This window comes from Algoriphagus litoralis (assembly GCF_003259255.1).
Classification (GTDB): Bacteria; Bacteroidota; Bacteroidia; order Cytophagales; family Cyclobacteriaceae; genus Algoriphagus; species Algoriphagus litoralis.
On the sequence record NZ_QGOL01000006.1, the window covers coordinates 333,512 to 358,716 of the forward strand.

General features: G+C 45.4%; 19 protein-coding genes. 9 read left to right on the forward strand and 10 right to left on the reverse strand.

Annotated features, from left to right (window positions below; translation table 11 throughout):
* Positions 1-4 precede the first annotated feature (4 nt).
* Entirely contained in the window at positions 5-604 is a 600-nt protein-coding gene (locus DK188_RS07170) for a hypothetical protein (protein ID WP_111670120.1), read from the reverse strand.
* A 190-nt stretch (positions 605-794) separates the two neighbouring features.
* Between DK188_RS07170 and DK188_RS07175 the strand changes: the two genes are divergently transcribed.
* Entirely contained in the window at positions 795-2,591 is a 1,797-nt protein-coding gene (locus tag DK188_RS07175) for a hypothetical protein (RefSeq protein WP_111670121.1), read from the forward strand.
* Between the two features lie 147 nt (positions 2,592-2,738).
* Here DK188_RS07175 and DK188_RS07180 read toward each other — a convergent pair whose 3' ends face one another.
* From DK188_RS07180 to DK188_RS07220, 9 genes are all read right to left on the reverse strand, one after another.
* A complete protein-coding gene (locus DK188_RS07180) occupies positions 2,739-3,185 on the reverse strand; it encodes a molybdenum cofactor biosynthesis protein MoaE (RefSeq protein ID WP_111670122.1) in 447 nt (148 codons plus the stop codon).
* A gap of 2 nt (positions 3,186-3,187) precedes the next feature.
* A complete protein-coding gene (locus DK188_RS07185) occupies positions 3,188-4,264 on the reverse strand; it encodes a HesA/MoeB/ThiF family protein (protein ID WP_111670123.1) in 1,077 nt (358 codons plus the stop codon).
* A gap of 1 nt (position 4,265) precedes the next feature.
* Positions 4,266-4,505, reverse strand: coding sequence for a MoaD/ThiS family protein (locus tag DK188_RS07190; RefSeq protein WP_111670124.1), 240 nt, complete (start codon positions 4,503-4,505; stop codon positions 4,266-4,268).
* Between the two features lie 201 nt (positions 4,506-4,706).
* A complete protein-coding gene (locus tag DK188_RS07195) occupies positions 4,707-5,441 on the reverse strand; it encodes a sulfite exporter TauE/SafE family protein (RefSeq protein ID WP_111670125.1) in 735 nt (244 codons plus the stop codon).
* Between the two features lie 4 nt (positions 5,442-5,445).
* Positions 5,446-6,630: a molybdopterin molybdotransferase MoeA gene (locus DK188_RS07200; protein WP_111670126.1), complete on the reverse strand. Its 1,185-nt coding sequence runs from the start codon at positions 6,628-6,630 to the stop codon at positions 5,446-5,448.
* The gene (gene moaA / locus DK188_RS07205; protein WP_111670127.1) at positions 6,630-7,610 is read right to left on the reverse strand and encodes a GTP 3',8-cyclase MoaA; all 981 of its coding nucleotides are present in this window, start codon (positions 7,608-7,610) and stop codon (positions 6,630-6,632) included. Before moaA ends, DK188_RS07200 begins: the two co-directional genes overlap by 1 nt.
* A 79-nt stretch (positions 7,611-7,689) precedes the next feature.
* Positions 7,690-8,196 carry a molybdopterin-binding protein gene (locus tag DK188_RS07210; protein WP_111670128.1) on the reverse strand — a complete coding sequence of 169 codons (507 nt, stop codon included), beginning with the start codon at positions 8,194-8,196 and terminating at the stop codon, positions 7,690-7,692.
* Positions 8,197-8,203: 7 nt separating this feature from the next.
* Entirely contained in the window at positions 8,204-9,103 is a 900-nt protein-coding gene (locus DK188_RS07215) for a helix-turn-helix domain-containing protein (RefSeq protein ID WP_111670221.1), read from the reverse strand.
* A 4-nt stretch (positions 9,104-9,107) separates the two neighbouring features.
* A complete protein-coding gene (locus DK188_RS07220) occupies positions 9,108-9,974 on the reverse strand; it encodes a hypothetical protein (protein ID WP_111670129.1) in 867 nt (288 codons plus the stop codon).
* 184 nt (positions 9,975-10,158) lie between these two features.
* On the opposite strand from DK188_RS07220, the gene DK188_RS07225 reads away from it, so the two are divergent.
* The 8 genes from DK188_RS07225 to pbpC all read left to right on the forward strand — a co-directional run bounded on the left by DK188_RS07225 (position 10,159) and on the right by pbpC (position 24,983).
* Positions 10,159-11,148 (forward strand): aldo/keto reductase, encoded by a 990-nt coding sequence (locus DK188_RS07225; RefSeq protein WP_111670130.1) that lies wholly within the window; start codon positions 10,159-10,161, stop codon positions 11,146-11,148.
* 17 nt (positions 11,149-11,165) lie between these two features.
* On the forward strand, positions 11,166-12,311 hold the full coding sequence (locus tag DK188_RS07230; RefSeq protein WP_111670131.1) for an aldo/keto reductase: 1,146 nt from the start codon (positions 11,166-11,168) through the stop codon (positions 12,309-12,311).
* A 63-nt stretch (positions 12,312-12,374) separates the two neighbouring features.
* Positions 12,375-12,896, forward strand: a complete 522-nt coding sequence (locus DK188_RS07235) for a nuclear transport factor 2 family protein (RefSeq protein ID WP_232825679.1) — start codon at positions 12,375-12,377, stop codon at positions 12,894-12,896.
* Positions 12,897-13,022: 126 nt separating this feature from the next.
* Positions 13,023-13,481 (forward strand): (2Fe-2S)-binding protein, encoded by a 459-nt coding sequence (locus DK188_RS07240; protein ID WP_111670132.1) that lies wholly within the window; start codon positions 13,023-13,025, stop codon positions 13,479-13,481.
* Positions 13,482-13,492: 11 nt separating this feature from the next.
* Positions 13,493-15,757 carry a xanthine dehydrogenase family protein molybdopterin-binding subunit gene (locus DK188_RS07245; protein ID WP_111670133.1) on the forward strand — a complete coding sequence of 755 codons (2,265 nt, stop codon included), beginning with the start codon at positions 13,493-13,495 and terminating at the stop codon, positions 15,755-15,757.
* Positions 15,758-15,922: 165 nt separating this feature from the next.
* Positions 15,923-16,804, forward strand: coding sequence for a M23 family metallopeptidase (locus DK188_RS07250; RefSeq protein WP_111670134.1), 882 nt, complete (start codon positions 15,923-15,925; stop codon positions 16,802-16,804).
* A gap of 259 nt (positions 16,805-17,063) precedes the next feature.
* A complete protein-coding gene (locus DK188_RS07255; RefSeq protein WP_111670135.1) occupies positions 17,064-22,613 on the forward strand; it encodes an alpha-2-macroglobulin family protein in 5,550 nt (1,849 codons plus the stop codon).
* Positions 22,614-24,983 carry a penicillin-binding protein 1C gene (gene pbpC, locus DK188_RS07260; protein ID WP_111670136.1) on the forward strand — a complete coding sequence of 790 codons (2,370 nt, stop codon included), beginning with the start codon at positions 22,614-22,616 and terminating at the stop codon, positions 24,981-24,983. It begins immediately after the preceding gene.
* Positions 24,984-25,205: the final 222 nt, after the last annotated feature.

Sequence of the window (25,205 nt, forward strand, 5' to 3'; positions counted from 1 at the left end):
CTGATCAGGTCTTCTTTTTCCCTGCGATAGTTATTACATACTGATAGGCTGAATCCAAGGATTTTTGCCTTTGGGTAATGTATCGAATCATTGAAAGAACAGTCAAAATTAAACTCAGCACTCCTTCCACCCACATTCCTTTTGCCAAAGCCCAAACACCAGCAAAAAGCAATACGACAGCAAAGCTTCTAAAAAACTTAGACTCAGCAATGTGTTTTTCTACAGCCTGATACAACAATGGCTGATGCAGCATAAGGTAGGCTAAGGACCATTTGAAGGCATTGAAATAGTTCCTGTCAATCACGCCTATTTCCCTGTCTTTGATCTGAATTACCATATTCACCAAGGTTTCATCAGGCCATTTCAACCTTTTTACTTTAGCGAAAACCAAGTCATCCAGATAGCTTGCGACCATATGCACAAAATGTCCCAAAACATAACTGGAAGCAGCGACCACCGAACCAGCAGCCCAGCCTTGCGGGATCTCCTGAAATAAGGGCCAATCACTCACCCATCCCGATTGCCAGACCAATCCAACCAATAATCCTCCCGGCAGTAAAATGGAAAGCAAATCCAGTAAACCCAAATTGAATTTTTCTATCATAAAAATTTAATTGTCAATACTTTAATCTAATCAAAAATCAACTATTCTTAAGCCTGATGAATTTTTTTGCAAATAAATTCCTGACAAAAATCAGTTTAAAACCAAGTTTATAACAGCTAGCAAAAATGGCATTAGGGTGAAGAGCGAGGTATTTTTGAGTTTCGATTGAATCAAAACTCAGGAAACACTTATGCCTCAAACTTCAGGTCTTCACACCTTCCATATCCCGGTGATGGGATTGGGCTATACCGTAGATACCCCGCTCAAAGTTGCCAAATTCGGAATCTCCAGTGTCGTCTCCATCATGGATGATTTCCTTTTGGAAGACATGCGAAGAATTCACTCTGAAAAGTTAAATCTCCCCTTCTCACCCATCGCCGAAACTGAAGAAGATGCTCGCGCAAAGCGGGTCCAAGCCTATCTTGACCTACTGCACACGGTGATCGAAGCACAGATGGCGGAACTCAAAACTGAAAATTGGGACGGGGAAAGTAGCATGGACCAGTTGGTCGCTTTACTCCCTGAGGAAAGTGAAGTAACCAGATTATTTGAGCAATTCCGAAACACTGAACTTTCCGAGAAATCAATTCTAAAGTCCAAAATCCTCGAACTTCTAAGGCCCGGATCTATCGATGTCAACATCATGACTAAGGTCGATAAACTCAATTATGACAAAGAAGGGAATGAGCTTTCTAGAGAATTTTCGGATGCCCTGTCGGCTTTGCGCGGCTTCGCCAAAAGTAAACTGGAAGCAGCCGTAGTCTTTTCCGCTGGGATGAATCCTGCACTTTACAGCTATGCGGAGCAGTTTCAGGACTTTTTCCCTGACGAAAATGGGAAAATCAAAAAACGAATCATCCTCAAAGTGAGTGATTATCGATCGGCTTTGATTCAGGGGAAATTTCTGTCGAAAAAAGGCCTTTGGGTTTCTGAATTCAGGATCGAATCGGGCCTAAACTGCGGTGGACATGCTTTTGCAACCGATGGATTTTTGGCAGGTCCGATTTTGGAAGAGTTCAAAACCAACCGAAAAGAACTGATCGAAACTATCAGACAAACCTGCAATCAGGGTTTGGGGGCAAAAGGGCAAGCACTTTTGTCGGAAACTGAAACCATCAAAATTACCTATCAAGGCGGAATCGGAACTGGCGCCGAGGACAGCTTCCTGAGAAGCTATTATCAACTCGACGGCACAGGTTGGGGAAGTCCATTTTTGCTGGTGCCAGAGGCCACATCGGTAGATGAGGAGACGATCCAAAAGATCATTGAAGCCAAAAGATCAGACTATTTCCTCAGCCACGCTTCTCCGCTTGGAGTTCCATTCAATAATCTGCGAACAAGCAGCGGTGAAATCCAGCGTCAGCAGCGCATCGACAAAGGCCGTCCCGGAAGTCCATGCTTTAAGAAGTTTTTGACCTTCAGCACAGAAGTCACTGACAAACCAATTTGTACCGCGTCCAGACAATATCAGAATCTAAAATCTAAAGCCTTCCACGAAGGCAAAGTCAGTCAGCAGGAAATGACCGAAATTCTTGAAAAAGACTGCCTTTGTGAAGGACTAAGCGCGCCAGCTATCTTGGCGAACGGATCTGCACCGAGACGCAATTTGAATGCGGTAACCATCTGCCCAGGCCCAAACTTGGCCTACTTTAAAAGTATCTTCAGCCTCAAGGAAATGGTAGATCATATCTATGGAAAAATCACCCTGAAACTGGAAAATGATCGTCCACACGTCTTCGTGAAAGAAGCGCAACTCTATGTGGATTATTTGAAAAAGGAATTTCAAAAACTAATCCCTGAAGCTACGGCCAAGCAGGAAGCCTACTTGGAAAAGTTCAGAAACAACCTGAACATTGGATTAAGCTATTACCAAGATTTGGTTGATTCCATTCAGATGGATTCCGAAGAAATTCTGAAAAAAATGAAAGCGCAACTGAAAGAACTTCAAGCTGAAATTGAATCGCTCAGGCCTGTTGTTTCGGTGTAAACTTTGTCAGACCGATGTCAGACTGAGCGAAGTCGAAGACCCTTCGACTCCGCTCAGGGTGACAACAGTTTTGACTAAATCCTAAGCCATTATTCCTCTTTTGAAAAATATTTTTTTTTTCAATGTAACAGGACAAAATCCCTGAAATCAAGTATTCAATTTCCAGACGTGACCTTGGGTGTCCAAAATTTCTTTCCCCCATACAGGCAACTCCGCCTTGATCCGCTCGACCAATTCATCACAAGCGTCCATAGCAGCTTTGCGATGCTTGGATGATGTGAAGACAAAAAGGCAAAGTTCGCCCACTTTGACTTCGCCTAAGCTATGGTAAATATGCATGCAGGTCAGTGGATATTTTGCAAAGATCGCTTCGCGGATTTCAAAGGCCTTTTCCAAAGCCATTTCCTCATAAGCGGTATAGTCGATAGCGATCACATTCCCTTCCGCTTTGGCGTCTGCCCGCACCTGACCGAGAAAGATGCTATGTCCTCCAATGTCCGTTTTGCTGCTGTGATTGGCGATGGATTGCGCGATTTTTTCAGGAGAAATCGGACCCTGAACAAAAATATTCTTTGGCTTTCGTTCTTTTTCCATGATCAGGAATGATTGGTTTTAAGCGCATTGATACCGCCTTTGATGGAATAAATTCGCTTTTCGGGATAGTCTCGCTGGAGTTGCTGTGCGGCTTTTTGGCTTCGGATTCCACTTTGGCAGAAAAACAAAATCTCCTCCGCATCCTCCAAAAGATCCAGCTTATCCGGGAAAGTAGAAAGTGGAATTTTCATCAAACCGGTACACTCCAAAGGAGGCAATTCTCCCGGTTCGCGGACATCGACAAACGCGATATCCAAACCCATTTTACTCATGGCTTCATCCCAAGTGAGTTGCTTGACACCTTCGCAGGCCAGTTCGTAGTCCATGATTTCAAAAGAAGTCAGTGAAGCAGGCATGTCCTCTCGGCTTTCTGGATTTGGGGTGATTTCCACTTCATAACTTTGAGAAGCAATGCTGTTAAAAAAGAGCACTTTATTCTTTAGGGGCTTCCCAAATCCACTCAGCACTTTGATCGCTTCCAGCGCCATTAGATTGCCGATGATCCCAGGAAGAACTCCTAAAACACCTGTTTCAGCGCAATTTGGCACCTCAGTAGCTGTTGGCATTTTGGGATAAAGATCCCGATAGTTGCAGGCATTTTCGCCGAGATTAAAAACAGAAACCTGTCCCTCATGCTGATAAATCGCTCCAAAAACCAAAGGCTTTCCAAGCAAAACACAGGCATCATTTACCAAATATCTTGTCGGGAAATTATCGGATCCATCAATCACTAAATCATAGCCAGAGATCATTTCCTGAGCATTTTCAACACTGATAAACTCAGGAAAAACCTCCCATTTGATATCGGAATACTTGCCTTGGAAATAGCGTGCGGCCGTTTCCGCCTTATTTTTCCCCAAGTCATTTTCCCCATAAAGTACCTGACGATTCAAGTTGGAAATGGCAACAGTGTCGCCGTCTACAATTCCAATTTTCCCTACACCCGCAGCTGCGAGATAGAGTAAAATCGGGCAACCCAGTCCACCGGCTCCGATCAGTAGAACCTTGGCTTTTTTCAGGTTTTGCTGACCCTCAATTCCAAAACCGTTCAATATAATTTGTCTTTCGAATCGACTCATGTTATCCTCCTGAAAATGGTGGTAAAAGGGCTATTTCGGCATTTTCGGGAACTTCCTGATTGCCGTTGACGATTTTTTTATTGATCGCAAGCGTGAATTTAAGGGTTTTCAACTCAGGAAATTTAACCAGCAAAGCGGCTAGAAGTTCGGCAGAATCTCCCGAATGATCCATTGACAAATCAGACAGACCAATCTTTTCGGCTACCATTCCAAAAGCTTTGATGTGAAGTGTATTGGACATTTTTTAGGGTAATTTTTGACTTAAAGATAATAGAATAGGAAATGGGCCTGCCTCTAATTCCTTGAAAATCGGCTTTGATTCCAAAGTTTTTGAAGGGATAGCTATCTTATTTTTAGCTCACAGATTACACAGATAGACACGGATAAAATAATCTGTGAGCATCTGTGACATCTGTGAGCAAACCAATTCTAAATACAAACTTTACCCTATAATCAACTTCACCGCTGCAAAGGCCAACACAAAAGCCAATAGATACTTCAAGGCTTTCGGACTGAATTTTTTCGCTCCCAAATAAGCCCCCAATGCTCCTCCCGCAACAGTAAGTGGAAGCAATATCCAGAGTTGTTGTGAAAACTCAATATGAAAAACCGAAGCACCGAGAAAGCCCGCAACAGAATTGAGGAAGATAAAAAGCGCACTCAATGCAGCGGTTTCCTTCACTCCTGCCCAACCCAACATCAGGATGATCGGTGAAAGGATAATTCCCCCGCCAATCCCGATCATTCCGGAAAGCAGACCAATCGCAAAACCAAGAATCGGTGCCATCCACCATTTTTGATCGACTTTTGAGCTTTCTGAAATCGGAAAAACACCAGCAAACCTCAGCACAGGAAAAATCAACAATACGCCTAAAATCTGCTTGTAAATGCCTGTTTCAAGTAAAATAGTTCCACCCAAATAGGCTGCAGGAATGGAAAAAATAATTAATGAGAGGAATAACTTCAGCGGAAAAACTCCCGATTTGCGGTAGTTCAAAAAGGAAATCATCGACACAAACATGTTCAGAATCAGAGCCGATGGACGAATCTCTTCAGGAGCAAAACCCAAAAGGGCCAAAATCATCAAATAGCTGCTCGCTCCGCCATGCCCGACGGATGCATACATAAATGCCGCAAAAGGCATCAAAAAATAAAGGAAAACATCCCAAAATTCCATTCAATTACCAAGGATAAAACGCGACTAAACTCCCTTCCTCCACGTGCTCAATGTCTTGGGAAATCTCCACCAAGCCATCAGCCACACCAAATGGAAGCAGATTAAATGACTCCTGACCGGGTAGCAAATGGATCTTTCCATCCACCACTTTAGCTTTCAAAAAGAAGGTAAGTGGGGCTTTTTTATCAAAATCCTTTTCCATCGGAAGATATTTCGGAGGGGACCAAGCTTCTGGATTCCCCATCCATTCGAGTAGGCATGGCTTGACGTATTGGATAAAGCAGGACAGCACCGATGCAGGATTTCCTGGTAGAGCAAAAACCAGTTTTTCACCTTTTATTCCTGCGAAAAGCGGTTTTCCGGGACGCTGTCTGATCTTGTAGAACAGTTGATCTACTCCATTTTGCTCCAAACTTCCTTTCACAAAATCAAAATCGCCCACCGAAATTCCGCCTGTAAGCAATACAAAATCCGAATCGATCAAAGCTTCTGAAATCACTCTTGTCACTTCACTTTTTTCGTCCTTGACCCTGAAGATACTGAGATCACCTATGCCGAGCTGCTGAAGATACGCTTCCAAGGTCGGACCGTTGGCATTGTAGATCTGACCCGGATTAAGCGGGTTTCCCAATTCAATGATTTCGTCCCCGGTGAGAATCAGAGCCACTTTTGGAGGGATACAGACCTCAACTTCTTGGATTCCAAGTGAAGCCAACAGTCCAATCGTACCAGGTGTGATTTTCGTACCCGCTGGGACCACTTCCCAACCCACTTTACACTGCGCCCCTTTTTTGCGGACATTAGCTCCTCTGAAAAACTCAGTAGAATCAAAAAAAATCATGTTTTCCGTCCGGGTAATGTACTCCTGAGGAATGACCGTATCCGCTCCCTGAGGAACTGGTGCTCCGGTAAAAATCCGTACTGCCGTACCTTTCTCCAAAACAAAATCTGTACTTGCACCAGCCTGAATCACCTCCACCACTTCTCGGCCTTCTCCGCTTTCATCCCATGCGATCGCATAGCCATCCATGCCTGAGTTGTCAAAGGAAGGCACATCCATCGGTGCCAATACAGCCGAGGCAGTGAATTTCCCAAGGCTTTCCTGAAGAGATAGTAAGCCGGTTTTCCCCTTGATTTGAAGGGATTTGAGAATTGTTTTGGCCTCGGAAACGGTAATAAATTCTTTCATTATCCTCCGATATTGATCATGCTCCGATTTTCAATTTTATCTGGATCAGCTTTTTCATAGTCAGCTGAAAACTGGCCGCCCAGCGCTTGGTGTTTTTGGGAAATAGAAAGCCGAATCAGCGACTCGATAGGTTCTCCTTTTCGCAAAGCGCCCAAAAGATCCAGTTCTTCTTTACCAAAAAGGCAATTCTTAATTTTTCCATCAGCAGTGAGTCTAATCCGATTGCAGTCTCCGCAAAAATGGGCGCTCATCGTGGTGATGAATGCAAAAGTCCCTGCAAAACCCGGAACCTGATATTTCTTGGCTGTGTCGTGTTTTTTATCCTCCAGCTTGGAGACATCGAATTTCTCCTTTGCAATTTCCAGCATTTGGGAAGCTGTGACGACCTCTTTACTTTGCCAGTGATTGCCCGCAAAGGGCATAAACTCGATGAAACGAACATGGAGCGGAAGCTTTTCCGTGACTTGGATAAAATCACAGAATTCGTCCTCGATCATGCCATGAAGCGCCACTGCATTGACTTTGACCCGGAAACCTTCTTTGAGCAAGAGCTGGATATTCTCCCAAACCAGATCAAACTGATCCCTACGGGTAAGCTTGTGGAATTTCTCGCGATTGAGTGTGTCCAAACTGACATTGACCGATCGGACTCCTGCTTTTTTCAGCGCATCGATATGCTTGTGGATCAAAACTCCATTGGTGGTCAGGGTCAGTTCGACCGGAAAATCAGAAAGTCGCTCTAAAATTTCTGGAAATTCTTTCCGAACCAAAGGTTCACCACCTGTCAATCGGATCTTTTTCACCCCAAGCGAAACAAAAGTCTCGGCCAAAGAAAGAATCTCATCTATACTCATCAGCTTGGATTGCGGCATCCACTCCATTTCCTCCACCGGCATGCAGTAGCTGCAGCGGAAGTTGCAATGATCCGTGAGGGAGATCCGCAGGTAATCGTGAATACGTCCAAAGCTATCAAGAAGCATGTGCGAGTTTAGGCAAAGTAAGGTTCAAAAGAAACTCCAGAAGGTAAGAGTGGTTCAAGTGAATGATTTGGCTCCGGTACTAGTCAACCCGGTTGATCCGGATTCGGGCCAAGTTTTTGACATGACGTCTCCCGGTTCGGATATCAGTTTTGGATATCAGCAATATCCCGTCTTCCATTTTCTCCAGGCTTTCTCCGTCCTTAGAAGTGATGAGATAAACCTGCTCTCCCAACGAATTGTTGAACAGCTCATTCCACGAAAAAACCACTTTGTACCCATCAGAAGCTTCAAAAATCAAATAATACTCACTCAACAGTTTTGGGCTTGGAGCGTCCAATTCAATTTGTTCTAATAAGCGTAAAACTGAAAAACCTTTCAGTTGCTTTGCTACTCCTCTTGGTTCGCCAAGGTGATTGGTGATTTCAAAATCCCCCAAATCAGAACTTGGGAAGCCTTTGATTTGAGCTATGGAGAATACTTTTTCGGTCAATATATCTCCTGAAATGTGAATGGCCTCTGTCTTTTGGGCAAAACTTTTTGGGAAAAGAAAGAGCGAAAAGAGGAAAGTAACGAATAAGGATTTCATACCAAGTCTAATTTTTTCGATAGTGAGTTGGACTCAAGTTAAGGTGTTTTTTAAAGAAATTATTGAAGTGGGTCACTTCATTGAATCCCAATGAAAAGGCAATTTCAGACACATTCCAATTGCTCTGTTTCAGAAGAATTTTGGATTCCTGTAGGATTCGGTCTGCAATTAGCTGGGAGGTTGTTTTTCCTGTCATTTCCCTAATGGCGCGATTGAGGTGATTGACGTGAATGTTCAGTTGCGAAGCAAAGTCCGCTGGTTTTCGGATTTCGATAGTCTTATGCGTATCGTCCACGGGAAATTGCCGCTCAAGGAGTTCCAAAAAGATGGAAGCGATTCGCAAAGCTGCATTGCCGTGTTGGGTCTTTTGAACTTCGGCAGGCTGCAGTTTCATCCCAAAGTGAATCAGCTCAAAAACCAAGGCTCTCAGGGAATCATATTTGTATTTGTACTCCGAATTAAACTCAGATTTCATTTTTTCGAAAATCTTCTCTATTTCCATTGCTTCCTCATCTGTCAATTCGAAGATGTGTGTACCATTTGGATGAAAGACTTCATACTGCTGAATCTGACCGAAATTCATGAAAAAATGAGGATTGAAAATGCAATACTCTCCTTTCGTTTCCGGTGCCAAATGGTCCCATTTGTAGGGCACGAGCGGATTAGAAAAGGAAAGCGCCTGCTTTTTGACCTCATAGATTCGGTCTGCGTAGAGAACGGTACTCGCTCCTTTGACCAGCATGATTTTGTAGAAATCACGTCTTCGATAGGGTACAGCTTTTAACTTTCCTTCCAAATAGGGCTCCAGCCGAAACATGTTAAAATGACCAATGTCCTGAGCCAAGCTCTCAGGAATCCAGTTGAACTTCCTCTTGTAAAATTCCTCCAGTGTTTCCGCTCGGTCCATTCCGTTATTTTTTAGAGAATTTATGCTCAAACCCATACAGCAGACTGACATTCCAAACTAGATCTTCTCCTGCAATATCAGATTTGATTTTCTGGTTGAAAAAGGTCTGAAATTTCAGCGGAAAATCTCCTTTTTTCAGGGTAAAAGCTGCATTGGCATAATAGCCAGAATTCCCGTCCACTACCAGATAGAATACCTGAGGATTGACCATCAGACTGACCTCTTTACCCAATCTCAGCTCTGGAAGTCCGACATTGAAGGCCAGGAAATCCGAACTTTTGGCACTGATTACCTGAATTCCATTTCCCTTGAGGTAATAGAGCCCAATGGAATAGCGGTCATTTAGCTTAAAGTTGGTATTGATCTCCCCGGCCAGGTATCGGTTGGCCACGAAAACCTTCTCTTCCTTTCCATCTACGATGATCTCCTTTTCCTGAAAAAGAAATGCCGGATGTCCGCCTACAGTCAGGGAGAAGCGTTTGTCTTTGATCACTTTGTACCTTCCCCAAAGGATAAAAGACCAAGGTTTCCCGTCCATACCGAAGCGAAGCATGGGATCAAAAGAAAGCCGATCCCCTCCCATGCTCAGGTCAAAAAAGACCGCGGGACGACCTAAGGAAAAGGAGGGAATAATTGAGATTCCGTTGTTGGTAGCGGTGATAGTTCCGCTGAGGTGATTTTTCTTTTCTGTCTCTTGCCCATACAGGCTTAGACTTACAAAAATCAAAAGAATGCTAAGTATTGATTTAGCATAGTTGAAATTTCGATTTTCCGCCGAGGCAGTTTGAAATAATGTGAATCCTTCCACTTCAGTCACAGATTTATCTGCAAAAGTGCTTTGATCATGCGACTTAATAGTAATTGATTTCAAATAAAAACTTACATAATTCAAACCATTCTTTCGATAGGGTTGAATTTAAGGTCCGCCGGAAAGTGAAAATCTCCATACACAAGCAAACCCTGTTTGATTTAAATAAGCTTTGGATTGATTTTGGTAATTTTTTTTTAGAACAAGGAAGTGAATTTTGTAATCAAACTTTCCTGCAAACCAATTTATGGAGATACGAAAACTCGGAAAAAGTGGACCCCAAGTATCTTCCTTGGGACTGGGTTGTATGGGTATGAGCTTTGGCTATGGTCAGGCTGCTGATAAAAAGGAAATGATTTCCCTAATCCGAAAGGCAGTGGAACTGGGAGTCAACTTTTTTGACACTGCCGAAGTCTATGGACCATTTTCCAATGAAGAATTGGTCGGTGAAGCTTTGGCTCCTTTCAAAAACAAAGTGGTCATCGCTACCAAATTCGGTTTTACGCCTGATCAGGACGAACGTTGGACTCAATTGAACAGCCACCCAGACCACATCAAAACTGCCGTGGAAGGATCACTAAAGCGACTCAAGGTCGAATCCATAGACTTACTCTATCAACACCGTGTTGACCCAAAAGTGCCAATCGAGGAAGTAGCAGGAGCTGTCAAAGAACTGATTCAAGCCGGAAAAGTCAAGTATTTCGGACTTTCTGAAGCCGGAGTAAAAACCATCCGACGGGCACATGCGGTACAGCCTGTGGCCGCACTGCAAAGTGAGTATTCCCTTTGGTGGAGAGAACCTGAGGAAGAAATCATTCCAACACTGGAAGAACTGGGAATTGGATTTGTCCCTTTCAGTCCACTTGGAAAAGGTTTTTTGACCGGGAAAATGGATGATAAAACCAGCTTTGTCCCGAATGATTTCCGAAACGTGGTACCTCGATTTGCAGCTGATGCAAGAAAAGCCAACATGGAATTGGTGCATCAACTGGAGATTCTCGCTGATGCCCACCGGGCCACGCCAGCACAGGTAGCTTTAGCTTGGCTTTTGGCTCAAAAACCTTGGATTGTGCCGATCCCGGGTACAACAAAACTGCACCGCTTGGAGGAAAATCTGGAAAGCACATTCCTTCGCTTATCCAACAGCGATTTGGAACTTATTGACCATGCGTTATCTCAACTGAAAATCGTGGGAAACCGATATCCGGAAGCTTCTCAGAAAATGATTGATCGATAAACCAAATAAATAGAGGTATGAATAAGCCAATTGAAAATCAAAAAGAAACCTCCAGAAGGAATTTTATGAAAGCAGGGTTGACGCTGGGAACCGCATTTTTAGCCTCTCCAACACTTGCAGGAGGTATGTCAAAAAGTCCCGAGGCCACTTCAGGAAAAGCAAGCATTACCAAAACCCGAACCCTTGGATCTGGAAAACACAGATTGGAAGTCACAGCTTTGGGCTTAGGCTGCATGGGAATGAGTTATCACCGGGGAAGAATTCCGGATCGCAAAGTCTCAATTGCCTTAATCAGAAAAGCCTTCGAATCCGGAGTGAATTTCTTTGACACTGCCGAAGTCTATGGCCCTTACACCAATGAAGACCTGGTAGGAGAAGCATTGCAGCCATTTCGAAAAGAAATTCTCGTTTCGACCAAGTTTGGATTCAACATCCAAAACAATCAAATGGCTGGAATGAACGGCCGGCCTGAGGAAATCCGAAAAGTGGCTGAAGAATCCCTCAAACGTCTGAGAACCGATGTCTTGGACTTGTTTTACCAGCACCGCCAAGATCCAAATGTCCCCATCGAGGACGTCGCTGGCACGGTGCAGGACCTGATTCAGGAAGGAAAAGTCCGCAACTTCGGGCTTAGCGAGGTCAATGTGGAAACTATCCGCCGGGCCCATGCCATCCAACCGCTCACTGCCATCCAAAGTGAATACCATCTGATGTGGAAAAAGCCCGAAGAAGGTGTACTTTCTGCTTGCGAAGAGTTGGGAATCGGTTTTGTGCCATATAGCCCGATGAACCGTGGATTTCTGACCGGCATGCTCAATAGCCAAACGAAGTTCTTTGCCGAAAACGATAACCGTGCCGGATTGCCTCGCTTTCAGCCCGATGCGATGGCCGCCAACCGGCCGATTGTGGAAGCTTTGATCGACTTTGGACATCAGCGTGGACTGACTCCTACTCAAGTAGCCTTGGCTTGGCTCCTCCATCAAAAGTCCTTTATTGTGCCCATTCCAGGCACAACCAAAGAAGCACACCTTATGGAGAATCTGGCAGCTGCAGAGCTTATTTTTTCAGAAACAGAGCTAAAAGAGTTGACCGAAACGATTGCAGGAATGAAAGTCTTTGGTGATCGCTACACTCCTGTGGAACAAAGCCGGGTTCAAAACTGAAAATCACATTAAAAGGAAGCATTTTCAGATTCCAAGAAATTACTTCAAAACAAAATTTTCAAAATGAAAATCTCAGTTCAAGTATTCCTGTTCCTCTTTGTTGTTTTCCAATCAAACGCACAAACCATGGACAAATCAATCGACCAACGCATTTCTGAAATCGAGGAAAAAATGGCCATAAAAAATGTGGTGGATCGTTTTTCCAACCTGGCAGACATCAAAGATATTGAGCAGCAAGTGTTACTCTTTACCGAAGACGGGATAGTCGAATCTATTTTCAAAGGTACGCCACCGATAAAACTGGTAGGTCGTCAGCAATTGAAAGATACGTTTTCGCAGTTTTTGTCTGGTTTTCACACGGTTTATCATCAAAACGGACAGCAAACCATTGAAGAGTTGACAGAAAATACTGCAAAGGCTACTTCCTATTGTCACGTGATTTTGGTGGGTGAGCAAAATGGAAAAACAATCAAGACCACACTTTACACCATCTACAAGGATGAATTTGTCAAGCAAAACGGTCAATGGCTTATTAAACATCGAACTTCTAATTTCATCTGGAGAGAGGTTCAAGAGGTTAACTAGGTCCATCAAATCACTTTTCGATCTGAATCCTTATGGCTACAGATTGATTCATAAAGCTTTCCGTTTGATTTCCGTAAGGTCGACCCTTCGGAAATCCCTAACTTCAAACATTTAATTTCAACAACTATGGCCATTTTCAATCTCAACATCAACGGAACTTCCAAGCAAGTCGATGTCGATCCGAGTACCCCCATGCTTTGGGTCCTCCGTGATCACCTGGATTTAGTAGGAACCAAATTTGGTTGCGGAGTCGCGCAATGTGGGGCCTGCACCATTCACCTCGACGGAAATGCAGTTCGCTCTTGTCAGCTACCTGTTTCGGCAGCAGAAGGGGCTTCGATTACCACCATCGAAGGATTGTCCGAAAGCGGGGATCATCCGGTTCAAAAAGCCTGGATGGAACACGATGTGCCACAATGCGGGTATTGCCAAGCCGGTCAAATCATGACTGCGGCAGCTTTGCTTCAGCAAAATCCAAATCCCAGTGATGAAGAAATCGAAAATGCCATGAACGGCAACATCTGTCGCTGTGGCACTTACCTCAGAATCAAAGCTGCTGTCAAAACCGCCGCTCAAAACCTTTAATCCGAAAACCTATGGCAACTTTAGATAAAAAATTGGACCGCAGGTCATTTTTGAAGGTCTCTGCCTTGGCAGGCGGAGGCATGATGCTCAGCTTCAGCTGGCTGGCAGGATGTAAGCCGACTCCAGAGCAGGTTTTGGAACTGCCCAAGGAGTGGTTTGAACTCAACAGTTATATCAAAATCGGGGAAAATGGCGCTGTAACCCTCTTCTCCCCTAATCCTGAGTTTGGCTCCAATATCAAAACCTCCATGCCGATGATCTTGGCGGAGGAACTGGATACGGATTGGAAAATGGTGATGGTAGAGCAAGCAGATTATTTCCCTACCCGATTTGAACGGCAATTTACCGGAGGCAGTCAGAGCATCCGTCAGGGCTGGACTCCCCTCCGAACCGCTGGTGCTACGGCCCGGGCCATGTTGATCGCTGCTGCAGCACAAACCTGGAAAGTACCCGCTTCCGAAATCACCACTTCCGCCGGTAATTTGGAACACAAAGGCAGCGGAAAGAAAGCCCACTATGGTGAGATGGCCTCCATCGCAGCTACTATTCCTGTACCTGAGGAAGTGACTTTGAAAGAAATTAAGGATTTCAAAATCGTCGGTAGCTCCAAAAAAAATGTGGATGCTCAGAAGATCGTCACAGGCAACCCGCTTTTCGGCATAGACCACAAAGTAGAAGGAATGAAGTACGCGGCCATCGTACATCCTCCTGCTTTTGGGATGAAGCTGAAGTCATTTGACAAAAGCTCAGTCAGTGGAATTTCCGGAATCTTGGATGTCTTTTCCATTTCCCTTTTCAAAGAGGGTTTCGAAAGAAACTTCTTTGATACGGCAACTTTCCCGGAGATCGTAGCCATCGTCGGAAACTCCACTTGGGAAGTCATGCAGGCAAAGAAAACGCTGACTGTGGAATGGGAAACCGCCCCAGAATCCAAGTTTAAAGTGGCGGGATTTGGTGGCCGCCCCAGCACGGAAATCACTGTGCCAAGGGGATTGGAAAACACCAACCGACACAAAGAGCGCATGGCTGAGTACATCCAAAAAACCGGTACTGTAGTCCGAAAAGACGGAGATCCGGAAGCAGCCTTCAAAAAGGCAGCAAAAATCCTCGAAAAAACGTATTCTGCACCTTTTTTGGCCCACAACACCATGGAGCCGATGAACTGCTTTGCAGACGTAAAAGGCGACAAGGCGGTGATCTATGGGCCTACTCAAGCTCCTGAATTCATCATTACCACCCTATCCAACAGTCTCGGAATCCCTAAAGAGAATATTCAGATCAATCTTGCCCGTATGGGAGGAGGCTTTGGACGTCGGGCTTACAGCCACCACATGACGGAGGCAGCCTTGATTTCTCAAAAAATCCAAGCACCCGTCAAAATGGTCTACACCCGTGAAGATGATATGAGCGCCGGGGTGTACCGACCAGCTTATTCAGCGACCTATCGTGCAGCTTTGGACGAAAACAATAACCTCCTTGCACTGCACGTAAAGGCAGGTGGAATTCCTGAAACTCCCCTTCATGCCAACCGATTCCCTGCCGGAGCGATTGACAACTACCTTGCAGAAAGTTGGCAGATCGAATCCAACATCACCATCGGGGCTTTCCGTGCTCCCCGATCCAACTTCATGGCAGCAGCCGAACAAAGCTTTCTGGATGAATTGGCTGAGGTGATGGGAAAAGATCCGATCGAATTCCGTTTGGAACTACTCAAGCGTGCCGAAACCAATCCTGTGGGGGAAAACAACGATTACGATGCCAAGCGCTATGCGGGAGTACTCGAACTCGTACGAGACAAGTCCAACTGGAAAACCCCGGCTCCTGGAGTAAGTCGTGGCGTTTCGGCGTACTTCTGTCACAACTCTTATGTAGCTGAGGTGGTGGATACCAAGATTGTAGATTCAAAACCGGTGGTCGAAAAAGTATATGCAGCTGTGGACTGCGGCATAGTGGTCAATCCAGACTCAGCGATCAACATGGGTGAAGGGGCCATTATTGATGGTATTGGAAACGCTTTCTTTGGTGAATTGGCCTTCGAAAATGGGGTTCCTGCCAAAACCAATTTTGACAAGTACCGCATGATCCGTCAAAAAGAAGCACCAAGAGCGATCGAAGTTCACTTTGTGGACAGCAAAGAAGACCCAACCGGATTGGGTGAACCCTTCTTCCCTCCTGTTTTCGCAGCCTTGGCCAACTCACTCTACAAAGCCACCGGCAAGCGCTACTACGAGCAGCCTTTTGCACCGCAGTTGGAGATGGAGAATCTGAAGATGTGATTATTAAATACTTAGGCTTGTGACTTTTCAGACTAGGGAAATAAAAACCAAACCGCCTTGGAGAAATCTCAGGCGGTTTTTTTGTTAAAAATAAGGCAGAGATCCCTTCGGGTATTTATATGATTTTAGTTTGAAAGTTCTATTTTTGGACCAAATTCATATTCTATGAAATTCTACGCTGCATTCCTTTTCCTCCTATTTAGCCAATCACTTTTTGCTCAGGTAGAAATTCTCGCAGAACAGGATCAAGACCGCAACTTGTCGCTGATGGCTTTCAACAAAGATGCAATCCCCTATACCATCCGAATAGAGTTTTCAAAACTCGAAAATCTAGAATCTAAAGAGGGGAATATTCTCTTTAAAGTCGCCAAACCTGGAAAAAGCAACCTACTCAAGCTGCAATCTATTTATGTAAACGAACCCACTGGATTCAATTACAAAACCCAACTTTTCAAAGGGGATTTTCAAAGCGTACCCGGGAGTTCGGCACCGTACCTTATCCCAGTTTCAGCCGGCACTCAGGTCGGAATGCGCCCGCTTACCGTTGAGAATTCATCCACTCAAAGTGGTAAAACTTACTCGGGAGTTGGGTTTTTCTTTGAAACTCCTTCCCCTATCTGCGCACCTAGGAAAGGAATCGTATCTTCAATAAAAATGGACGTAGAAGAAAGCGCCTCTGGACCGGCAAATTTCGAAACCGAAAACTACATCGAAATCTATCATACCGATGGCACCTTCAGTCGACTGAGTGGACTAAAGGCAAATTCTGCAAAAGTGAGTTTGGGTGAAACAGTGATTCCAGGACAGGAAATAGCCGCTTCCTCTCACCTTACAGGCCAGGAAACTTACCATGTCAAAATGATCCAAAGCAAATGGGAAATGACAGAAATGGGTATCCTCTGGATAAATTTTCCAGTAGAAATAGTTTCTAATCAAGGAAATTCACTTTCCAACCAATCCGTTTCTTCAAGTGAATCTATCCATCCAAAAGAGCTTATCGAGAAGGAATTGGACAAAAAAGAACTCAAAAAGATCCAAAGCAATTGAGCTTTTGGGAATCCCTAGAAGAAAATTTTTTTTCATTAGAAGACATCCGCTAATTCGCTCAACTAATTTTTAGAATAAATTAATCCGATCGTTTGAATTCCTTCTTTTGAACCCAAGCTACTGATCCGAGAAGTATTTTTTCTTCCACTAGCCCTATAAATCTTCACCTATTTTAACCTCAGAAAATCTTATTGGGGAACAAACCTGCTTGGCGATTTCCTATCTTTAACTGTCTTTGACTTTATCCATTTCCCTACCTATGAACGGCGCTAGAAAACTCCTGATTTACTTCTTTCTTCTTGCTTTATTTTCTGGTTGCCAGAATGACGCTACTCGGGAAGCCAGCAGTCTGTACCGATTCAAAGACTACATCCAGCATCATACTTCGGGATTGCAATCAGTGGCCGAGCCAATAATAGTGGAGCTGGTCATTCCGCTGGAGCAGTTTGACTTGACACAGGAATTGCCTACCGAATACCTGACGATAAATCCTTCTATTTCGGGTAAACTTTACATTGAGAACGGGAAAAAGCTTTCCTTTATTCCCGAAGAAAAACTGGATCCGGATACTGAATACACCGTTTCCCTGAAGCTGGACAAGCTTTACGACGACCTTAAGGAGGAATTCCACACTTTTACTTTTGGCTTCAAAACCCTGGCGCCCAATTTCAAAATACAGACCGGAGACCTGCAGTCTTACTCTCGGGACTGGCAATACCTGACGGCTTCCTTACAGTCCAATGACCTGATCAATGTGAAAGAAGCCAAAGCCTTGATTTCAGCCACTCAAAAAGACCAGTCACTCAAAGTTAAATTCATTGAGCCACTTCCCAGTTCGAGAAGCTATGAGTTTATCGTGGATAGCATCAGCCGAATGGAGGAGGACTCCCAACTCCAACTCGCTTGGGATGGAAAGCCAATCAAGTCCAAAAACAAGGGAGAAACGCTCTTCTCCATCCCGGGCAAAAACAACTTTTCTATCCTTTCTGTAAAGGCTTCCATGGTTCAGGGTGCCTCGCTACGAATCAATTTTTCTGATCCACTGGTAGAAGAGCAAGATTTCACTGGGCTCGTCAAGATTCAGGACAAGGACAACCTTCGCTTTGAAGTGGATGGCAGTGTCCTGATAGTCTATCCCGAAGATCGGATCTTCGGCGATGCCAGAGTGGAAATTTTCGAAGGGATAGCCAGTGAGTATGGATCGACTTTGAAAAAGTCTTTCTCAGAATTGATTGCTTTTGAGCAAATCAAGCCCGGCCTTCGGGCGGTGTCAACAGGAGTGATTTTACCTAGCGCTGAATCGACACCCTACTATTTTGAAGCAGTAAATCTGAATGCTGTCGAAGTTCGAATCATCAAAATCTTCCAGAACAACATCCTACAATACCTGCAATACAGCAATCTGGGCGATAATTCTACTTACAACCTAAACCAAGTGGGCAGGAGAATTGCCAAAAAAACCATCCAATTGGAAAATCCGGGATTGGAAAATGATGGAGTCTGGAAAGCCTATGGCCTGAACCTATCCGAATTTTTCAAAGCTGATCCCGGCGCTATCTATCGAGTCGAGTTGAGTTTTAAGAAAGAACACATCCGCTATGACTGTAGTCAAACGATAGATCCAGCCGAATCAGAAGAGGAGTCCGACTACTATTACGACGAATACGAATCCCAGCTGTCCGACCTAGAGGAAGAGGACCGGGAAGAACAGTATTGGAACAACCGCATCTACCGATGGAGGAACTACTCTTACAATTGGTCTCAGCGAGACAATCCCTGCCATGATGCCTATTACAACGAAGAGCGGGTTCTTTCCAGCAATGTGTTGGGCTCGGATCTGGGATTCATTGCCAAAAATGGAGGCAACGGAAGCTACCATTTCATCACAACAAATCTCCTGACAACCAATCCCGAAGGAGGGGTCACCATCTCACTGTATAATTACCAGAAGCAACTCATCGCGGAGCTTCGTACGGAGGCTTCAGGAATGGTGGCCTATGAATCCAAGCAGATGCCTGCATTCGCTATAGCCCACAAGGACAATAATTATGCTTACCTCAAACTGGAAGATGGCAACATGCTCTCCTTGAGTAATTTTGATATTTCCGGTAAAGAACTTCAAAAAGGCCTCAAAGGGTACATGTACAAAGATCGTGGAGTACATCGTCCAGGTGATACCATACACCTGACTTTCGCGCTGAATGATCAAGCAAACCCACTCCCAAGTGAGCATCCTGTCACTTTGGAAGTCACCGATGCCCAAGGCAAACTGGTTCAAAAAACAGTTGCGCAGGGCAATGAGGCCAATCTGTATTACTTCCCTATAGCCACCGATGCAGGAGCCCCTACTGGAAACTGGAGAGCAACAGTCCTAGTCGGTGGAGCCAAGTTTACCGAAACCCTTCGAGTAGCGACTGTCAAACCCAACCGGCTGAAAATCCAACTGGATTTCACTGACGAAGTGATACCTGCGGGCAAACCGATCAGAGGTACAGCCACGGTCAATTGGCTCCATGGAGCTGTGGCCAAAAATCTGAATATAGAAATGGATGCGACGATCCGAAGCACCTCCACCGCGTTCAAAAGTTACCCTAATTATGAGTTTACTGATCCTGTGCGGACATTTTCAGAGACAGAAGTCTCTTTGCTCAAAGGGAAAGTAAACGAAGCTGGAAAGATTGCTATCCTGAAAGACCTCGAAATCAACAAGACCGCACCCGGTATGCTTCGGGCTAGCATTGTGACCAAGGTTTTCGAGGGAGGTGGAGATATTTCCTTGGATGTGTTTTCCAAAGACATCGCTCCGTTCAGCTATTTTGCCGGGCTAAAATCCCCCAAAGCACAAGGCTATGGCTCCTACTTCACGGACGAAAACAATCGCTTTGAGGTGGTTTCAGTCAATGAAAAAGGAGAACCTGCAGCCCAGCGAGAACTTATAGTCAAAGTGTACCAAATCGAATGGCGCTGGTGGTGGAGCCGGGGCGGTGACAATCTTTCCAGCTATGAAAATGCGAGTTTGCACCGTCCTTTTAAAGAAATCGAACTTACCACGGATGCCTCGGGAAAAAGCAAGTTTGACCTGAACATACCCGAAGAGGAAAGTGGCAGGTACCTCATCCGTGTGATCGATCCCAACAGTGGACATGCCACCGGGAAGGTCACCTATTTCTACCGCAACTGGTGGGATAATGCAGGAAGCGGAGATTCGGAAAGTGCAAAAATGCTGATCTTCTCCGCAGACAAAGACAAGTACCAAGTTGGGGATCAGGCCGTAATCACCTTCCCTTCAGGTGCTGAGGGCCGTGCACTTTTAAGTATTGAAAACGGTACGTGTGTGCTGGAAACCAAATGGATAGAAACTCAAAAGGGAGAAACCAAAGCCACTGTTGATATCACTAGCGAGATGGCACCAAACGTCTATGTCAATATCTCGCTTCTTCAGCCTCATGAGCAAACTGGCAATGATTTGCCTATCCGGCTCTATGGAGTTATCCCTATTCTGGTGGAGGACCCGACGACTATCCTTACTCCTCAGCTTGAGCTACCGACAGTCCTGAAACCTGAGGAAAATTACGTGATCAAAGTCTCGGAGAAAAACAGCAAGGCTATGAGCTACACACTGGCCATAGTCGATGAAGGTTTGCTGGATCTGACCCGATTCCGTACGCCAGAGATACACGCTGCTTTCTATTCCAGAGAAGCATTGGGTGTGAAGACTTTTGACATGTACGATTACGTCATTGGAGCCTATTCCGGTAGCGTAGAAAACATTTATGCGATCGGAGGAAGTGACAATGCTGCCGCGGCTAAAAACCGAAAAGCAGACCGATTCAAGCCTGTGGTCACATTTTTGGGTCCCTTTTCACTCAAAGCTGGAGAGAAAGTGACCCACACAGTGAAAATGCCAAATTATGTAGGTTCCGTGCGAGCCATGATCGTGGCCGCTGACAATGACCGCGGAGCTTATGGTTCCGCTGACAAAACTGTTCCGGTCAGGAAACCACTGATGGTTTTGGCATCTTTGCCGAGAAAGCTTTCGCCAGGCGAAAAAATGACCCTTCCAGTGACGGTTTTCGCCATGGACAATAAAGTGAAGTCTGCAAAAGTGGAAGTCCGAACCTCGAAGGGTCTACAGGCAATCAACGGAACCAGCAAATCGCTGAGCTTTTCCAGTCCCGGTGAACAAATCGTGAACTTTGAATATACCGTAAAGGAAACAGGAATTCAGACCATAGAAGTCTTGGCATCAGGTGCAGGAGAAACTGCTTCCTACCAAGTAGAGATTCAGGTAGAAAATCCAAATCCGATCTCCCAGACAATAAAGGAGCTTTCTTTGGAGGCAAAAGCAGAACAAACACTTTCCTTCAGTACGTTTGGAGAGATAGGGAGTAATGCAGCATTTTTGGAATTTTCCACTTTGCCTGCCATGAATTTCACCGGCAGGGCAAATTACCTCATCCAATACCCGCATGGCTGTGTGGAGCAGACTACTTCAGCTGCTTTTCCTCAGCTATTCCTAGCAGACATCATGGATGTGACGCTGGACCGCAAACAGCAAATCCAAAAGAATGTAGAAGCTGCGATCCGCAAGTTGAACAGTTTCCAGAATACCGATGGTGGCTTAAGCTATTGGCCGGGAGATCGGGAAGCCGACGAGTGGAGTACCAACTATGTGGGTCACTTCATGCTGGAAGCCAAGCGAAAAGGGTATTCCCTACCGCTCACCTTCTTGAGCAACTGGCTACGATTCCAGCAAGGCGCAGCTCGACAGTGGAGAGCTACCATCAAGCCTTACAATACGGAGCTGATTCAAGCCTATAGACTGTATACCCTTGCCTTGGCCGGACAGCCCGAGTTACCGTCTATGAACAGACTTCGGGAAATGTCAAATTTGGGCAATGACACCAAATTGCGACTGGCTGCAGCCTATGCACTAGCAGGTCAAGATCGAGCAGCAAGGGAACTCGTGTCGGCGGCAGTACTTGAATTCAAACCAAAGGACTACGATCAATACAGCTATGGGTCTGAGTTTAGAAATCAAGCCCTCGCACTGGAGACTATGGTCCTACTCGGAGATCCCAAACAGCGGGAATTGGCAAATTCCTTGGCAAAAGAACTCTCATCTTCCCGCTGGCTCAGCACGCAGGAGACTGCCTATGCACTGATTGCCATGGCTAAGATGGTTGAGAAAAACGGTGGGAAAGCTCTGGAAGTTAGCTTTGTCCAAAATGGAAAAACCACCACAATCAAAACCCAGCAGGCAATTGCACAGCGGGAACTTTCCACAGGATCTGGAGAGCAAAAGATCAGCATCAAAAACCTTCAGGACAATCTAGTCTATGTCCGGCTGATCCAATCTGGAAAACTTCCGGTAGGGCAAGAACTGGCTGAGCGAAGGAACCTCAGTGTGGTGACAGCCTTCTTGGATGGTGAAGGAAATAAACTTAACCCGACGTCCATTCGTCAGGGCTCCGATATCACGGCCATGATCAAAGTTGAAAATACCTCGAACGATAAGGTGGACAACATTGCCCTGTCACAGCTTTTTCCTAGCGGTTGGGAGATCATCAATACTAGCTTTACCGAGATGGGAACGGCAGGAATGGGTGCTTCCGATTACACCGATATTCGAGATGATCGGGTGAATTTCTACTTTGATCTCCAAGGCAAGCAGAGCAAAGTCTTCACAGTGAAACTCAATGCATCCTATCTGGGCAGGTATTACCTCCCAGGTACTCAGGCTGAGGGAATGTATGATGCAGACTTCTTCGCCCGCACCAAGGGGCAATGGGTAGAGGTGATCAAGTAAATGAAGCAAAGAATAGAAAAAATCAAAGCAGCATTACTGAGACATAAGATTACTGTCTCTGCGGTGCTTTTGGTTTTCTTGGTCTGGCTGTTTTGCTTACCTTATCAGATTTTTGAAGAACCGAATTCTACCGTAGTTGAAAGCCGGGAAGGGGTCCTTTTAGGAGCGAGGATTGCCCAAGACGGTCAATGGAGATTTCCTGCTAAGGATGATGTCCCAATTCGCTTTGAAGAAGCAATCCTTCATTTTGAGGATGAGTATTTCTACCGGCATCCCGGATTCAATCCGATCTCCATGGCAAAAGCGGCTTGGGACAATCTCAGGGGCCGAAAACGAAGAGGTGCTAGTACCCTGACGCAGCAGGTGATTCGGCTTTCCCGAAAGAACCAACATAGAACCTATTTTGAAAAGCTGATCGAGCTGTTTTTGGCTACCCGACTGGAAGCAGGATACAGCAAAAAGGAGATTCTAAACCTGTACGTCAGCCATGCTCCATTTGGAGGAAATGTGGTAGGCTTAGAGACGGCATCCTGGCGATATTTTGGTGTACCAGTCGAGGAACTAAGTTGGGGCCAAAGTGCAGCCCTAGCCGTCCTGCCCAATGCCCCAGCTTTGATTTATCCTGGGAAAAATGAGGAAATCCTCCGACAAAAACGGGATCGCTTGCTCTTGAAGCTTTTGGAAAAAAAGGTAATCGATCAACTGACCTATGACCTGGCGATTTTGGAGTCCCTGCCAGGAAAACCGCTACCGCTACCAGATGCTGCGCTGCATTTCACCGAGCGGATGAGAAAAGAACGAGAAGGCGACCGCGTAAAATCCACCTTAAATGCTTCACTGCAAAGTCGGCTGAATCAGATTACGCAGGATCATTATTTCCGTCTGAAGCAAAACCAGATTCACAACCTTTCCATTTTGGTACTAGATGTGCATACCCGGGAGATCTTGGGCTATGTAGGCAACACGCCAACCGAAATCGAACATAGCAAATACGTGGATGTAGTAGATCGGTCCAGAAGTACTGGAAGCATCCTCAAGCCTCTCCTTTTTGCTTCGGCTATGCATGCTGGGGAATTGCTGCCCCATACCCTAGTAGCAGACATCCCCACCACGGTAAACGGCTACAGCCCGCAGAATTTTGAAAAGAAATTTAATGGAGCGGTCACTGCAGGAGCTGCTTTGAGCAGGTCTTTGAATGTGCCTGCAGTCAGACTTTTGAAGGAGTACGGATTGCAGCGCTTCTACAATCAAGTCCAAAAGATGGACATGAAACACATCGACCAACCTGCAGATCACTATGGCTTGACCCTGATTCTGGGAGGAGCAGAAAGCAGCCTGATGGAAGTGACCCAAGTCTATGCAGGCCTTGCGGCTACCTTAAACACCTTCACATCCAACTCCAGTCAGTACCGAAAGGACGAATTTCATGTCCCTGTGTACGAACTAGGCAAAACGCTGGATTTTGGAGAATTCCAGTTTGACCCACCAATCCTAGGTGCAGGGGCCATTTATAAAACCTTTGAAAGTCTCCGCGAGACCAACCGACCCAATGCCGATGAGTCTTGGAGTTTTTATCAGGATGCAAGACCTATTGCTTGGAAGACTGGAACAAGCTATGGGTTCAAGGATGCTTGGGCAGTAGGTGTGACACCTGACTATGCCATTGGAGTTTGGGTGGGCAATGCAGATGGGGAAGGCCGCCCAGGCTTGACCGGAATTTTGGCTGCTGCACCGATCCTCTTTGATGTATTCAAAGAGCTTCCAGTGAAGAAAGATTGGTTTGACATGCCCTATGATGACCTGATCGAGGCACAAGTCTGCACGCGAAGTGGACATCGAGCAGGACTTTACTGCGAAGAAAGTAGGGGGGAATGGATTCCTGCCCTAGGAAACCGTACCTCGGTCTGCCCCTTTCACCAGCCTGTTTTCTTGAATGCCTCAGGCACCTATAGGGTGAACTCCTCCTGTTACCCTTTGGAAGAAATGCGGTCACAAAACTGGTTTAGCCTCCCTACTGTGATGGCTTATTATTTTGCCCCATTGAATCCGGACTACCAGATGCTGCCACCCTTAGCTCCGGATTGTGTGGGTGAAGATGATCCCTTGATGGCCTTTATCTATCCCAGAAAAAACGAAAAGGTGATCCTTCCAAAGAATTTTGAAGAAAAGGTAAATGAGGTAGTCTTCCGACTGGCGCATCGAGATCCAGAGACGACCGTCTATTGGTATCTCGATGAAACCTATATCGGAGAAACCCAAACCTTTCATGAATTGGCGCTGGTCATCGCCCCGGGAAGCTATTGGCTATCTGCAACCGATCAGGATGGCAATTCTGTTCGGGAAAAGATTACTGTGGTCGAGCCGAAATAGAAATCAAACGCTGATCCAAATCAAACGCTTCAGCAATTTTTAGAGGGATTGGAATCCTTTTGGAAGAGTTAAAGCATATTAAATTCATCACTTTTTGTAACACGGAACAATTTGTAGACAGAATATTCAGAATGTACACCAGCTTGTATGAAAGCTTGTTTTTCCATGATATTTACTTGGTATGCCCCACAAGATCATTTCTAGTTAAGTTGGAAAATGGCG